The organism is Dermatophilus sp. B7861-1 (genome assembly GCF_058996045.1).
Genome location: NZ_CM180082.1, coordinates 2,193,067 through 2,206,937 on the forward strand (window position 1 = coordinate 2,193,067; position 13,871 = coordinate 2,206,937).

General features: G+C 60.8%; 12 protein-coding genes. 5 read left to right on the top strand and 7 right to left on the bottom strand.

From position 1 onward, the window contains the following. The first annotated feature begins 68 nt into the window (after positions 1 to 68). From AC2T9U_RS09670 to AC2T9U_RS09680, 3 genes are read left to right on the top strand one after another with little or no spacing between them, the layout of a single operon-like run. On the top strand, positions 69 to 1,634 hold the full coding sequence (locus AC2T9U_RS09670) for an amino acid permease (RefSeq protein ID WP_208302923.1): 1,566 nt from the start codon (positions 69 to 71) through the stop codon (positions 1,632 to 1,634). Positions 1,635 to 1,637: 3 nt separating this feature from the next. Beyond that, on the top strand, positions 1,638 to 3,515 hold the full coding sequence (locus AC2T9U_RS09675) for a putative nucleotidyltransferase substrate binding domain-containing protein (RefSeq protein ID WP_493695944.1): 1,878 nt from the start codon (positions 1,638 to 1,640) through the stop codon (positions 3,513 to 3,515). A 2-nt stretch (positions 3,516 to 3,517) separates the two neighbouring features. Continuing rightward, positions 3,518 to 4,327, top strand: a complete 810-nt coding sequence (locus tag AC2T9U_RS09680) for a metallophosphoesterase (protein ID WP_493695945.1) — start codon at positions 3,518 to 3,520, stop codon at positions 4,325 to 4,327. A gap of 46 nt (positions 4,328 to 4,373) precedes the next feature. On the opposite strand, the gene AC2T9U_RS09685 is transcribed toward AC2T9U_RS09680, so the two are convergent. The 5 genes from AC2T9U_RS09685 to AC2T9U_RS09705 all read right to left on the bottom strand — a co-directional run bounded on the left by AC2T9U_RS09685 (position 4,374) and on the right by AC2T9U_RS09705 (position 9,742). Beyond that, positions 4,374 to 5,894 carry an ABC-2 family transporter permease gene (locus tag AC2T9U_RS09685; protein ID WP_493695946.1) on the bottom strand — a complete coding sequence of 507 codons (1,521 nt, stop codon included), beginning with the start codon at positions 5,892 to 5,894 and terminating at the stop codon, positions 4,374 to 4,376. Then, entirely contained in the window at positions 5,891 to 6,607 is a 717-nt protein-coding gene (locus AC2T9U_RS09690; protein ID WP_208302919.1) for an ATP-binding cassette domain-containing protein, read from the bottom strand. Before AC2T9U_RS09690 ends, AC2T9U_RS09685 begins: the two co-directional genes overlap by 4 nt. Positions 6,608 to 6,693: 86 nt before the next feature. Beyond that, the gene (locus AC2T9U_RS09695) at positions 6,694 to 7,392 is read right to left on the bottom strand and encodes a response regulator (protein ID WP_493695947.1); all 699 of its coding nucleotides are present in this window, start codon (positions 7,390 to 7,392) and stop codon (positions 6,694 to 6,696) included. Then, positions 7,389 to 8,570, bottom strand: a complete 1,182-nt coding sequence (locus tag AC2T9U_RS09700; protein ID WP_493695948.1) for a sensor histidine kinase — start codon at positions 8,568 to 8,570, stop codon at positions 7,389 to 7,391. The genes AC2T9U_RS09695 and AC2T9U_RS09700 overlap by 4 nt, the downstream gene beginning before the upstream one ends. 149 nt (positions 8,571 to 8,719) lie before the next feature. Next, the gene (locus AC2T9U_RS09705; protein WP_493695949.1) at positions 8,720 to 9,742 is read right to left on the bottom strand and encodes an isochorismatase family protein; all 1,023 of its coding nucleotides are present in this window, start codon (positions 9,740 to 9,742) and stop codon (positions 8,720 to 8,722) included. A gap of 120 nt (positions 9,743 to 9,862) precedes the next feature. On the opposite strand from AC2T9U_RS09705, the gene AC2T9U_RS09710 reads away from it, so the two are divergent. Then, the gene (locus tag AC2T9U_RS09710) at positions 9,863 to 10,675 is read left to right on the top strand and encodes a 4'-phosphopantetheinyl transferase family protein (RefSeq protein ID WP_493695950.1); all 813 of its coding nucleotides are present in this window, start codon (positions 9,863 to 9,865) and stop codon (positions 10,673 to 10,675) included. Here the strand turns inward: AC2T9U_RS09710 and AC2T9U_RS09715 are convergent. After that, positions 10,573 to 12,387, bottom strand: a complete 1,815-nt coding sequence (locus AC2T9U_RS09715) for a prolyl oligopeptidase family serine peptidase (RefSeq protein ID WP_493695951.1) — start codon at positions 12,385 to 12,387, stop codon at positions 10,573 to 10,575. The two genes, AC2T9U_RS09710 and AC2T9U_RS09715, sit on opposite strands and share 103 nt — an antisense overlap. Next, complete coding sequence (locus tag AC2T9U_RS09720) at positions 12,384 to 13,583, bottom strand: hypothetical protein (protein ID WP_493695952.1); 1,200 nt, start codon at positions 13,581 to 13,583, stop codon at positions 12,384 to 12,386. Before AC2T9U_RS09720 ends, AC2T9U_RS09715 begins: the two co-directional genes overlap by 4 nt. Before the next feature lie 177 nt (positions 13,584 to 13,760). On the opposite strand from AC2T9U_RS09720, the gene amiA reads away from it, so the two are divergent. Next, a complete protein-coding gene (gene amiA / locus AC2T9U_RS09725) occupies positions 13,761 to 13,865 on the top strand; it encodes a streptamidine family RiPP (RefSeq protein ID WP_243886421.1) in 105 nt (34 codons plus the stop codon). Positions 13,866 to 13,871 lie beyond the last annotated feature (6 nt).

Genomic DNA, 13,871 nt, shown 5'->3' on the forward strand with positions numbered 1-13,871 from the left:
CTTGTGTATTGAAGTGAACTGAGGCGCATCCCGCGCCACATCACGAACCCCCCTCACTCGGAGGTCGCATGTCGCACAGCCATCAAGATCGTCTGCACTCAGAACAAATCGGATACCAGCAGACCCTCGGACGCCGTCACGTCCAGATGATCGCCCTCGGAGGCGCCATCGGCACCGGCCTCTTCCTCGGATCCGCATCCCGCCTACACAGCACCGGACCAGCGCTGCTGTTCAGCTACGCCTTCGTGGGCATCGTTGCCTACTTCCTCATGCGTTCCCTGGGCGAGCTTGTCCTGCATCGCGCCACTTCTGGGGCCTTCGTGTCGTACATGCGGGAATTTTTCGGCGAAAAATGGGCCTTCATCACTGGCTGGATTTATTGGCTGCACTGGTGCTTGACCGGTATTGCTGAGCTATCCGCCGTGGCTTTGTACATCAAGCACTGGTGGCCGAACGTGCCTGCCTGGCTAACTGTCATCATCAGCCTCGCCGTGGTGCTCATCATCAACTTGCTCTCAGCCCGGGCTTTTGGTGAGTTTGAGTTCTGGGCTTCTTTACTCAAGGTCGCCGCCATCGTCTTGTTCCTCGTCGTTGGTGTGGTGATGGTGCTCTTCCAGCTGCGCATCGGTGACCACCAGGCGGGCATCAGCAACCTGTGGAGCAACCCTGGCGGTTTCTGGCCCACCGAAGCGCCCTACAACTGGTACGGCCCCATCTTGGTGATGTCCGGTGTTGTCTTCGCTTACGCCTCCATCGAAATGGTCGGTATCGCTGCTGGCGAGATGCAGAACCCCGAACGCGAAGTCCCCAAGGCTGTCAACGCCGTCATCATGCGTATCGCTGTTTTCTACTGCGGTTCCATCTTGCTGCTCGCATCAATGCTGCCCACCAGCCAATACACCGCAGGAACTAGCCCCTTCGTGACCATCTTTGACACGATGGGCTTCCACTGGATGGGCTCGGCTATTCAGGCTGTGCTCATCATCGCCGCCATGTCCAGTCTCAACTCTGGCCTCTACACCACCGGCCGGGTGCTGCGCAGCATGGGTATGGCCAGCCAAGCCCCGTTCTTCACCACCCGCATGAGCCGTGCCGGTGTGCCGTGGGCCGGGATCCTTTTGACCAGCGCCGTACTGCTCATGGGCGCTGTATTGAACGCGTTGGCCCCCGATGCCTTCGAAATCGCCCTCGAATGCTCTGCCATCTGTGAGCTTTTCGTGTGGGGAACGATTTTCGCCTGCCAACTGCGCCTGCGTCAGCTCGTGAACAAGGGCGTCATCCCTGCTGGACCATTCCAAGCCCCCGGATACCCGTGGACCAGCTGGTTCGGTTTGGCATTCCTGGTGTTTGTGATCATCGGCATGTCTATCTCGGGCTGGAAGTCTTCCCCTGACTTCTGGCACAAAACCGACTTCGTTGTTGTCATCATCGGTATCCCAGTACTAGCGCTGATCATCGCGCTCGGATGGCGTATCGTGCGCCCGGCCGTGGAGAAAAACACTGGTGGACGGCTCGCCGCTGTCTGGTCCGACACCGGCCTGACGTACCCTGACACCAACCCCGACGTCGCCGACGTGCTCGCTTCGGGCACCACCAACAACGCTACGAAACCTGACACCAACGCAGGGAACTAACTCATGGCAGCCTCCGCCGCTGAAAACACACCCGTCGCCGATCTCAAAACGCTCCTAGCCGAGGTGTCACCATTCTCGGCCCTGCCTTTAGAGAACCGCACACGGATGGCGGAGGCTGCCGAGATCACCACCTATCAACCCGGTGATCTCATCCTCGACGGATTCCGCCACCCAGCTACTGGTGTTTATCTCGTCATGAAAGGCAAGGTGGGGATCTGGCAGGAAGTCGAGGCGCACGGCCACCCCGATGACACTCTGCGCACCGGCGGATTCTGCGGATTCTCTGCCATGCTTACTGGCCGCACCGTCGGCCCTCGCGCTCGTGCACTGACGAAAGCCACCATCGCTTTCATTCCCCGCCACGCCTCCAGCGAAGCCTTCCTCACTTCTGAGGGGGCCCAGTTCATCACTAACCACCTCCTCACTTTGGCGGAGAAAACCCGTCAGCTTCCCGGGTTCGCCACCACTGGAAGCCTCATTGACCAGTCCCCCACCGTGGTTGATGACACAGTCCCGCTTGTGGAGGTTGCTCGCGAGCTAACCCAACGACGCCAACCTGGGGTTGTTGTTCGCCGCGCCGACGGCACTTTCGGGCTAGTCACGGATGGATCGATCCGCCGCTGCGTTTTAGCTGAAGGGCTACCCGTCACTGCCACTGCCGGTGAAGCCCTGGCCCGTGACGTCCCCACTGTGCAGATCGGTGACTCTGCTGGAGAGTCGCTGACTCAAATCCTCACCGCCAAAACTGAGGCCGCTATCGTCACCGATAAATTCGGAGACCTACGCGGTGTGGTAGGACTACGCGAGTTCAGTCTCAGCCCCACCACCGCCGACGTCGCTCTGCACGAGCAGCTGCGCCTGGCCGCCTCACGCGAGGAACTCATCCAACGATCCCGTCAAACCCCAGCTGTACTCTCTGGTCTGCTTTCCCAAGGCCTGGCTGGAGCCCAGGTCATCCGTGTCCATTCCGGTTTCGGGGACGCGATTGTGCGCCGCGCACTAGAGCTATGCCTCGAAGAACACCCTGACCTATCCATGGATGGGTTCACGTGGCTCACACTAGGCAGTAACGGTCGCCGCGAAACTGCGCTGTCTTCTGACATGGAAAGCGCCGTCGTATTTCTCGACGACACTGACCTGACCACAAGACGCCGCTACCGGGCTCTTTTCGCTGACGTCGAATCTTTGCTTGAACAGGCTGGTTTCGCTGGCGACGACAACGGTGTCAGCGCCCGCCGCGACATCATGTCGCGCACCGCCAGCGCATGGCAACGCGCCACCAAAGCGTGGCTGGCCTCACCGCATGAAAACCAAGGTGCCATCATGATCTCTTTGTTCCTGGACAGCAGAGCCGTCTTTGGTGATGTTGCCGCAGCTGCCGCCAGTTTTGATCTGCACCAGCTGCGCAGCCACCCCGCTACCCTGCGGCTGCTTTTGGGTGATGCACTCAGCCAGCGCCCGCACGCCCGCCGTCATGCCCCCGTCTTCCGGCGAGAAGCAACATTCGACATCAAAAAAGATGCCCTGCGCCCACTGGTGAACCTCGCCCGCTGGCTTGGTTTGGCGATGCAATCTACAGAACTATCTACCGCCGATCGGCTCCGCGCCGCCGAAGAATCTTTCTTGCTAGCACCAGGTCAGGGAACCCTGCTTGCCGAAGGATTCGAGGTGCTTCAACGGGTGCGGTTACGCAGCCAAATCGCGCAGGTACAGGCAGGTAAACCTCCCACCAACACCATGCGCATGTCCTCTATGTCGCCGTTCGATCGCAGCGTTCTGGCCGAGGTGGTCCACGAAATCATCGTGGCACAGCGCCGACTGGCCAATGTGGCTGCCTGGTCTGACACGGACGACTGGCGCCCCTCACCTGAACGAAGCTGACGATGCGCCACGTCGTCATCGGAGACGTAGGAGGGCACCTCGACACCCTCCTGAGTGAACTGACCCGGCTTGGCGTCGATCCGCGCACCGCCACCATCCCTACTGACTTAAGCATCGTGCAAGTGGGAGACCTCATCCACCGCGGCCCCGACTCTGAAGAAATCATTGCTCTCGTCGGCCGTTTAATGGAAGCCAACCCAGGACGTTGGACACAGCTAGCAGGCAACCACGAAGCCCAATACCTGAGACCACCTGTCTTTAAATGGCGTGACTGGATCTGCCCAGCGGCTGCAGACGCTCTGCGCAACTGGTGGACGTGCGGACTGTTGAAGGTCGCTGCTGCTATCCCTACTGCAGGGCGAGACATCCTCGTCACCCATGCTGGCCTCACTGAAGGGTTTTGGCGTACCGACTTGGGATGTCCCATGACCGCCGTTGAGGCTGCAGCCCTTTTAAACCAGGCCGCTCGTGATAACTCTGCTTGCTTGTTCCGGCCCGGTGTCATGCTCACTGGCCGCGTGGACCTGACTGCTGGGCCGTTATGGGCCGAAGCTGGCAGGGAACTCATTACCAGTTGGGAGGGAAACCAAATGCCCTTCAGCCAAATACACGGACACTCTTCTCTTATCGACTGGGATGGGGGCGGGTGGCGTGCGCACAAAGAGATCGTTGCGCGTACCTTGCTTGACCTAGCTGCCTGCCACGAAACCACCCTGATGGCAAGCGGGTTCATCATCGGCATTGACCCCCAGCACGGAGCTACTCCCAGGCAACGCTGGCATGCCTGGGAGTTACCCACCACACCGCAATAGCCCTGTTGCTTTGCGGCCAAGCTGTAGGTGGTTAACGGCAGCGGACTCACCGTATTGAGCGACGTAGAGCAGCAACCCAAGCCCGGTAGGCAACACCGCTAAGGCACAAGCTCGCTGCGAAAGTCACAGCCACCGACAGCGCAGTTGTTGCATTGATCGGCCACCCCAGCACACCAATCACCCACAGGGGCGTCTGGGCGATACCCGATCCACCGAAGACAAGACTGATGACAGCCACAACGAGAATCACACCAATCGCCGCTGCAACGCTGAACCGCGCAGCAAGCCACGAACTGACAAAGAAAACAGCCGCACCAACTGTGCAAAGCAGCACAACCACCCGGATAGCGGTAACAGCGCTACCACCTGTAGCGATGATGACCACGCCCGCCCACGCAACAATCAATCCAAGCAGCATCAACGCCAACCGCGCCATCGCTTTCCCTTGGTGGGCACAATCCGCGCGCAGCATCGCGATGCGACGTCCTGGCTCCTCCGCGGTCTCGATGAGGCAACCCACGACGCAACATCCGAATGGAACAACGAGCCATGTAGTTACCCCGATAACGAAGCTAGACGACCAGATCCACCCTGCTGCGGTGAGCATTAACAGCGCTAGTCCCGCCAAAGGCACGATGCCTGTCCCCTGCCATATGACCCGGTGAGCCTTGCTGGTCATAACCGGGCCATGTTGCACCGGTGTGTGCGGAGCTGCTGCGGCCGCGTGCACGTTGTGTCGGTGGGGGGAATGCCGCCGCAATCGTGCTTTCGCTCCTGGCCGTCGCTGCATCCAGCTGCGGGAGGCAAGAGCAAAAAAGAACAACACGGCTGCTGCCACTGTCATTGATGCGATAGCTGGCCACCAGGGATTCCATCCCTGTATAGGAGAGTTCGTTTCAAGGGCTATGCCGTTGGCGTGGATGCCAAGCAAAGGCTGAGCCGCGTGGACACCCCATGTCCATGGCTGCGCCCACCACATCGCTGTCTCAGACTTCAACGTACCGGTCACTTGCCAGACCATCATGAGGGCAACAGTCGGCACTATCCCAACGGCGCCAGCTACAACGAACCCGACCATCAATGGCAACAGCGACGTCGCCCAGAACACCAACCACAGGGCGACCATCCGGGTCACAGGTGGATCGCTCAACCCACCAGCCCAGCCGATCACCAGTAGTGGAAGAGTCAAGGGCGCGTGGAAGAGAAGTGACTGCCATGCAAGCACGATGCCTCGACAACAGGTCGCCATCGACGCGGTGAGAGGCCGGGTCCAGGTGCCGCCTTCACGTGCTTTTTCTTCTCGAGAAACGGTGACCGCGGCGAGAAGAGCGACGATAGGTGCCATCAGAGCAGTGGCATACATGCTTTGCCATCCGAAAAGCCCGTTCCAGTCGGGGATGGCTCGGGTAGCGACAAACCACCAGCCCATTCCTTGCAGCACAGCAATCGCGGCGCCGACGAGCGCAAACCGTGATGAGGCGCTGGATTTGGCGCGAGTCAATTCGGCGCGAATAGCTTGTTGGAAGGTGACGTGTTGGGTAGGTGCCTCAGCGGTGGTGATGTTCATCGGTGGCTCCCGGTGGTTGCCGCGAGGTAGGCGGCTTCGAGGTCCCCTTGGGCGAAGTCGTTGAGTGGGCCTTCGTAGAGGAGTCGCCCGTGGGCTAGTACGCCGATGTCGTCGGCGAGGCGGACTACTTCACCGAGTTGGTGAGAGCTGATCAGGATTGTTCGTCCTTGTGCAGCTAGTCCTCGGATCATGTCGCGTAGTTCGATGATTCCTTCAGGGTCGAGTCCGTTTTGTGGTTCATCAAGGATGAGTACCTGAGGGTCTGTAAGCAAGGCGATGGCTAGTGCCAGGCGGGCTTTCATGCCGGTGGAGAAGGTTCGTGTTTTTGCTCCTCCTGTGGCGGCTAGGCCAACGTGGGCGAGGACTTCGTCAATGCGGGTGTCGTTGATTCCGGTCAGGTGGGCGTGGACACGGAGGTTGTCTTTGGCGCTGAGGTGCCTGTAGAGGGCGGGGCCGTCGATGCTTGCTCCTACGTGTGCCAAGGCGCTGCGGGTGAAGGGGCGCCCTAGCAGGTAGGTTTGCCCGCAGTCGGGGGTGGCCAGGCCCAGCATGATTTTCAGACTTGTTGATTTTCCGGCGCCATTGCGGCCCAGTAGTGCGTAGACGCGTCCTGGGGTGACGGTGAGGTCTAGTCCATCCAGGACACGGTGGGTGCCGAAGGTTTTCGTTAGTCCTCGGCATCCGAAGGCGATGTTGGTGGTGGTTTCTGTCATACCTGAAGCGTGCGTTGCTTCAGGTCACCTGGTCTTCCTGCTACGGCATGGTTGTCAGGAGTGGGGGGCTCCTGCTGTGGGAGGAGTTATCGGATCGGTACGGTTCCTGGTGATCCGCTCAGGCCAACGCTGTGGGCAAGGATGACCAGGGCGACGCGGTCGCGGGCGTTAAGTTTGAGGAGAAGGTTGCCTACGTGTGTTTTCACGGTGGTGTGGGCGATGAATAGCTCGCTGGCGATCTCGGTGTTGGTTAGGCCCTGGGCGATGAGGCGCAGCACGTCGATTTCGCGTGGAGTGAGGGCGGCGATGGCGGTGTGCCGTTCGTTGTTTGATGGGGTGGTTGGGATGTTGGTGGGTGTGTGGAGGGCGGCGAGCAGGGCTGGTGTTGCTTGGGTGGCGATGACTGCTTCTCCTCGGTGCACGGCGCGGATGGCGTCGAGGACTTCGGTGGGTTCGGCGTCTTTGAGGAGGAAGCCGCGTGCGCCTGCGCTGATTGCGGCCAGAACGAGTTCGTCGATGTTGAAGGTAGTGAGGATGAGGACATTGACGTGTTCTGTTGTGTGGGCCAGGATGCGGCGGGTTGCTTCGACGCCGTCAAGGTGTGGCATTCGGATGTCCATGAGAACAACGTCGACGGTGGTGGTTTCGAGGAGTGTGACTGCTGCAGCGCCATCGGTTGCTGTGCCGACGATGTGCATGTCGGGTTGGTTGTCGATGAGCGCTGAGAATGCTGAGACGAGTAGGGGTTGGTCGTCGACGACGGCGACGCGGATTGGTTCGCTCATGTGAGCTCCTGGGAGTGAGCCAGTGGTGTGTTTTCGTGTGTGACGGGGATGGTGATGTGGAGGTTGAAGCCTTCGCTGCTGGGGGCGGCTTTTATTGTTCCGTTCAGTAGTGCTACTCGTTCGGCTAGGCCAACTAGGCCGAATCCGCTGGAGTCGCCTTGGCTGATGGTGTCGTTGGTCAGATGTAGGTGGCAGGTGTTGTTTTTTTCGGTGATGTTCAGGTGCGCGTGGGGGGTTGTCCCGCCGTGTTTGATGACATTACTGATGCCTTCTTGCACGGCGCGTATGAGTGCCAGTCGTGCTGCTGCTGGCCAGCGGTTTTGCCAGTCGGTCAGTGTTGCTGGGTCGAGATTGTGCTCGAGGTTGACACCTGTTGTTTGGGCTTGTTCGGTGAGTGTGATGAGGCGGCGTAGGTCGCCGGAGACTTCGCTGTCTTGTTTTTCTCTGAGTACTTTGACTAGGGAACGCATCTGGGTGATGGCGTCTTTGCTGGCGTCTTTGATGGTGGTGAGGGATTGGCGCATCTGATTTTCGGTGCCGATAGCCAATGCTGTGGCGGCTTGGACGTTCACTACTGCGAGGCTGTGGGCGACGATGTCGTGGATTTCTCTGGCGATGCGGGCGCGTTCGTCAGTTTGGGCTTGTTGTACGCGGCGGTCTAGGTCGCGGCGGTGTTGTTCTTCGGCGCGGCGCAGTTCGGTGGCGTAGGTCAGTTCAGTGCGTCTGCGTCCTGCTGCCCATAGATAGGTGCCAACCATGCACAGGATGAGAAGAGGTACTGCTGCTTTGTTGTTTCCCCCGGGTAGGTATTCGAGTGGGCTGACGAAGGATCCAGCAATTCCTAAAAGGAGTGCGGTAGCGCTCCAGGCCGGCGGGTCGTGGCGTGCGATTTTGTAGAGGGATAACGGCGCGCAGAGGATGAGTGGGCTGACTCCGAGGTTGATGGGGGCCAGCCACATGAGGGTGGCCATTGCTGCCAGGAGGGCATATGTGGCGATGAATGAGCTTCGCCGTGTGGTGGTGCGGGTGGCCAGGGTTGTGGTGAGACCGAGGTGGATGAGGGCGAAGGTGATGGAGTACCAAGTGGGGGTTTGGATGGCCACGGTGGTGTAGAGCCCGGTGACCAGAGCTGCTCCTGTAGTCAGGAGGATGTCGGTGATGGGTGCTCTGGGGGTCACTGTTCGATCGTAGGGAGGTGGTTAGGTGGTTTCCTCCTCCTGCAGAAGGATGTGTTTGTTTCCGGTGGTGGTTGCGGCCGTGTCGGTGTGCCTGCGGTGGTGGCAGGCACACCGTGATGCGTATGGGGGTGGGGTGGCTGTTGTGGTGGTTAGGCCTGGGGGGCGGGTTCGGTTGCTGTGGTGAAGGGGATGATTTTGGCGTCTTCGGTTTCGATCGCTGGTAGGGTGATTGGTTCGAGGTCTGGGGTGAGCGATGCTGCGGCGTCGAGGTCGGCGAAGAGTTCGCTGAGCGGTTTGGTATCTGATAGGACTGAGCCGATTACTTCGTGGTTGGTGGTGTTTTCTTCTTCGTCGGGCTGAGGCATGAGGGCGTGGAGGATGTCGGCGGTGGTGACGACTTGGCCGCAGCTGCTGGCAACGGAGCGTGCCGCCATTTCGTGTTCTTCGCGGCTGTGGTCGGCCATTGCGTCGGCGACGAAGAAGGGTTGGATTTTTTCGGCGGAGGCGACTAGGGCGGTGGCTAGGCAGCTGACGTGGGCATAGATGCCGGTGATGATGAGCTGGTCACGGCCTTCTTGGCGCATGCGTTCACGCAGTTCGGAGTCGTGGAAGTCTGCGTACTGCCATTTTGTGAGGACGGTGTCGTTTTCTTCCGGTGCAAGGTGGGCAAGGATGTTGGCGCCGTCTGTGTCGTCGTCTTCGGAGGTTTCGAGGGGGGGTTCTTCCTCAGCGGTGTCGGTGGATTGTGGTGTTTCGTCGTGGGTTCCACCTAGTACGGGGCCGATGCTGTCGAGTTCTTCTTCGCTGGTTTCTTCTTCGTCTGTGTTTTCGACAGCGGGGATTTCTTCTTGCTCGGCCTCTTCCTGCTCGGCCTCTTCTACGCCGGTGGCTTCGGTGTTGGTGTCCGCGGTGTCTTCGTCATCGTTGGTGTGCGGGTCTTGGGCGGTATAGACGACGGGGATTTCGTGCTCGCGTGCGATGTCGAGCAGGTCGATGATCCGGGCGGTGGCGATCGATGCCTGTCCACCTGGTTCGAAGGCATCAATGTAGTGGCGCTGCATGTCGTGGATAAGCAGGACGGCCCGTTCGGGGTCCAGTTTCCAGTTGGTGCCGTTCAGGGCTAGGGCGGTGCGGGAGTCATAGGAGTATCGCGCGATTTTGGGCAGGGGCACAGGTGCACCTTTCGATGGGGAGAGAAAGAAGGAGAGAGAGCTTGCACGGGAATCACTCACCGTGAGCACGCAAAAAAGAATGCATATAACCTATCAAGTTACGTTTTTCCTAATCAAGATGTGTCTATCTGGCGGAGTGATCCAACTTTTTTGACGGATTACTTTGGTGAGGTGTTCGCTTCAACTTTTGTTCTCGTCTCTTCGCCGTGTGATGCAGCGTTGACGTCTGCGCTGTTGACGCAGGCCGAGAAGGCGCGGGTGGCGACTTTTCGTCGTCATGAGGATGCGCTGCGGCATGCATCGGGGCGAGTGGTGGCGCGGTATGCGGCCGCGTTAGTGGCCCAAAAATCCCCTGAGAGTGTGACGATTGTCACTACTGAGGGTGGGCCGCGGCGGGGGCAACCGGTAAGTCATATAGGCGATCTGCGGGGGCCTTTCGTTTCGATCGCTCATGCCGGCGACGTGGTTGCAGCAGCTGCTTCGTCAGTGCCGTGTGGGGTGGATGTAGAGGCTGAATCCGCGGTGGTGGCGTTGGGAGCTAATGAGTACGCCTTTACTAGGGCTGAGTTGGCATCGCTGTCCACCAGCACCTCACCTGGGGAAATGACGCGCTGGTGGACAGCGAAGGAGGCGGTAGCCAAGGCAGTGGGTACGGGGTTTCTTTCCTCGGCTACGGCACCGGGCTGTATGGATGGGCGGGCAGATACTGTGTCGGTGGCCGGGTGCACGTGGCGGCTGACTGGTGTGCCCGTCCCTGCTGGGTATCGCGCAGTGTTGGCGTTACCTGGGTGGTCTTCTAGCCCGGTGGAGTCTTACGTATGTGACATTGCTTACCTGTCTTCGTTGGATTCGGTGTCTTTTTCTGACGTAGTGGCCTCGACTGGATCTTCACGGGTGTGCTCTGTTGGTGAGGATCGTGCCGTGAAGTGGTGAGCGAAGGCGAGCATGGATGCGGCGCGTGCATCCAGGGTCGCGAGGTCTGCTCCGACGTGACCGCTGTGTGGTTCGTGGTAGCGGTGTGCTGGTCCGCGAGCGCGCCATCGTTCGATGAAGGTGTGGGTGTCGTCGGCGATGCGTGCGTCTGCTCCCATGCTGGCTAGCCATAGTGGTGGCAGGGGGGTGCGTGCGGAGGTGACCAGATGTAGTGGTGATAGTTCGGTGCGTCGGGCTGGGTCTCTGGGAAATTCTTCACCCCAGAAGGCACCGTTTGCGTGGCGGTCGAGGTGGACGAGGTCAAGTAGTGGTGCGGTGACGGTGACCGCTGCGATGGGTGTGGTTTCTGGGTTGTCTGATAGTGCTGCGGCCAGGGCGACGAAGCCGCCGTGGGAGGCTCCGCAGACGGTGATGCCGTGGGGGGCGGCGATGTTGTTGTGGCGTAGGTGGTGGGCGATGACGAGTAGGTCGCTGATGGTGTGGTGTTTGTTTTCGCCGCGTCCGGCTTCGTGCCAGTGGGGTCCTTCTTCGCCTCCGCCGCGTACGTGTGCGGTGGCGACGATGCCGCCGCGGTCGCACCAGGCTGCCACGGTTGGTTCGGGTTCTGGATAGTTGTCGATGCCGAATCCGCCGTAAACGGTGAGGAGTACGTGTGCGGGGGTGGGAGTGTTTGGTCGGTGGGTGAGGATGTAGGGGATGGGGGTGCCGTCGGGGGCGGTGGCCGTGTGACGGGTATGGATGAGGGGCTGGTGGGGGTCGTTAGTGGTGGTGGGAGTGTTGTTGGTCTTCAGGGGGGTGTAGTGGAGGGTGGTGGGGTGGTCGGCGGTGGCGGTGACGTACCAGAGACCTGCCTCGGTGGTGGAGGCTGAGGTGAGGGATTCGCCGATGTCTCCTTTCCAGAGGGTGGCGGGTGGGGTGCGGGTGTGGAGTTGATGCAGGGTGATGTGGCCGTTGCTGCGGGTGGCGACCAGGAGGGTTTCAGGGTCGTGGGGGTGCAGGTTTAGCCATAGGAGTCGCCCTGTGGGCATCTGCCATTGGCGGGCAGATGCGGTGGGGTGGTCGGGGATTGTGGTCAGTGTTGTTGTGGTTGCGGCCAGGAGTTGTTCGCCGGTGTTGAGCAGGGTGGTTCCGGGTGGGAGTGTGTGCCAAGGGGTTTCGTGGGGGGTAGCGGTGCAGGTGTGTTCGTTGTTGTCGTTGAGGTGGACGTGGTGAATGCCGGTTTTGTGGGTGTCACGTTCGATGAGGTGGATGTTGGTGGTGGTGCGGGCTAAGTGGCGGCGGCTGCCTGGTGCTCCGGTGGGGCACAGTGCCAGGCGGCCGTCGTTGGTGAGGGTGGGGGCGGCGAAGGGGCTGATGTGGTGGGCGATGGTGTGTGGCTTGGTGGTGTCTTTTCCGGTGGGTAGGAGTACAGCGTCACGGTGTTCGTCGTCGTTGCGGCGGGTGAGTGCGACTGTTGCGTGGGGGCTGGTGAGGAGGCCTAGGGGTTCACCTGGTAGTTCGATATCGAGGGGGTTTCCGGGGTTGCCGTGTTCGAGTTGTTCGGGTGTGGCAGTCCAGATGCTTCGACGGGTGTGCCCTGGGGGGCAATGCAGGTGCAGGTGGCCTTGTGGGGTGGTGGTTGGTGCTGACCAGCGGGGTTGGCTTCCGATGGCGCGGATGGCGTCGAGGTAGGTGGTGGTGAGTTCTTCGGGTGGTTGAGGAGTAATAGTCATCGGCCCACCCGGTCACGGTGCTGGGGTGCGATGGCGTCGTCGAACCAGCCGAGGTGTCCGCCGTCGCGTAGTGCGCTGGGGGCGGTGCAGGTGGTGATGGGTTTTTCTGGGGAGCTGGTGTCGATGATGTGTATTTGGCCGTGGCCGCCGCGGGTGACGATGGCGGTTTCGCCGGTGGGGTCGGCGGCGGTGGCGCGGCGGTCGGCGGCGTCCCATGGTTCGCGTCCGGGTTTGGGGCCGTGTTCGAGGGGTGGAAGTTCCCAGCGTCCGCGGAGGGTGAGGTCGGTGAGGGTGTGGGCGGTGAGTTCGTCACCGTCGGGGTGGATGCGGCTGGCGACGAGGGCGGTGGGTGTGAGGGCGAAGCGGAAGACGAGGCCGGGGCCGAGGTCGGTGGTGCGGGTGGTGCCGGTGTCTAGGTCGAGGATCCAGAGGTTGTTGGTCCAGGTGTGCCAGGCGCGGGGGTTGTCGCCGCCATGGCGGCAGACGGCGGCGATGATGCGGCGTTGGGGGCAGTGGCGTAGGAAGTAGGCGCGGCCGGGGTTGGTAGCTGGGTCGCCCCAGGGGTGGATGGGGCCGGGAGCTAGGGTGGTGTCGTTGTGGGTTTCTAGGCCGCGGGCGGTGGCGGTGTAGATGGTGTGGGTGGTGGTGTCGTGGGCGTCGCCGTGGCCGGTGGAGTCGATGTCTTCGGTGGTGGTTCCGGTGACCTGGGGGACGTGGGGGCCTGCGTCGGTGATTTCGGTGTAGGTGAGGCGTTGGAGTGCGCCGGGTTCGCGGTGGCGCAGGATGGCTGCGGTGTCGGTGAGGGTGATTCCGGGTTCGCCGCTGCGGGTGCGGACACGGCGGGCGCGGGGTCGGGGGGTGGTGAGGTCGATGAGGGTGAGTTGGTCGCTAGAGGGGGTAAAGGAGGCTCCCAGGCCGGTACTAACGCCGATGTAGTGACCGTGGGGGTCGGTGGCGATGTGTTCGCCGGGGATGGCGATGGCGATGCGGGTTGGGTTTTCTGGTGTGGCTGGGTCCAGGAGGACGAGTTCGCCATTGGCGTCGTCGGCGAAGGCGATGCGGCCATCGGGAAGGTGGAGCAGACCTGCATGTTCGGCCAGGACGGTGTCTTCTAGTGGGGTGCTCCAGGTGTTGCTGGTGGGGTCGTAGAGGTGGATGAGGCCGGCTTTTTGGTCAGCGACAACGATGGTTTTCATACACGTTTCTCCTGGTTTTAGGCGTTAGTGTCGGCCCTGGGGCTGGGCAAATCGGCTTATTTTGCAGTAACTCTCAGCCAATTCCCTCTTAATGATATTGACTCTCAATATTAATAGTGCGTATGGTGTTACCACGGCACCAACCGGCGCCGTAAGTCCAGACACAAGGAGCTAGACATGCAGAACGATGCAGTGCTTGCCGAGATCCAGGACACCGAACACCTGGCCCACCTTTCGGCATCTCACTCCAACGCTCTCGTCGAGAACCCCTTCGACGCCTGAGACATC

Excerpts from the sequence above, each read along its gene's own strand:
- amiA (WP_243886421.1), top strand. The coding sequence starts at position 13,761 with ATGCAGAACGATGCAGTGCTTGCCGAGATCCAGGACACCGAACACCTG.
- AC2T9U_RS09715 (WP_493695951.1), bottom strand. The coding sequence starts at position 12,387 with ATGACTATTACTCCTCAACCACCCGAAGAACTCACCACCACCTACCTC.
- AC2T9U_RS09690 (WP_208302919.1), bottom strand. The coding sequence starts at position 6,607 with ATGACAGAAACCACCACCAACATCGCCTTCGGATGCCGAGGACTAACG.
- AC2T9U_RS09720 (WP_493695952.1), bottom strand. The coding sequence starts at position 13,583 with ATGAAAACCATCGTTGTCGCTGACCAAAAAGCCGGCCTCATCCACCTC.
- AC2T9U_RS09695 (WP_493695947.1), bottom strand. The coding sequence starts at position 7,392 with ATGAGCGAACCAATCCGCGTCGCCGTCGTCGACGACCAACCCCTACTC.
- AC2T9U_RS09680 (WP_493695945.1), top strand. The coding sequence starts at position 3,518 with ATGCGCCACGTCGTCATCGGAGACGTAGGAGGGCACCTCGACACCCTC.
- AC2T9U_RS09675 (WP_493695944.1), top strand. The coding sequence starts at position 1,638 with ATGGCAGCCTCCGCCGCTGAAAACACACCCGTCGCCGATCTCAAAACG.
- AC2T9U_RS09670 (WP_208302923.1), top strand. The coding sequence starts at position 69 with ATGTCGCACAGCCATCAAGATCGTCTGCACTCAGAACAAATCGGATAC.
- AC2T9U_RS09685 (WP_493695946.1), bottom strand. The coding sequence starts at position 5,894 with ATGAACATCACCACCGCTGAGGCACCTACCCAACACGTCACCTTCCAA.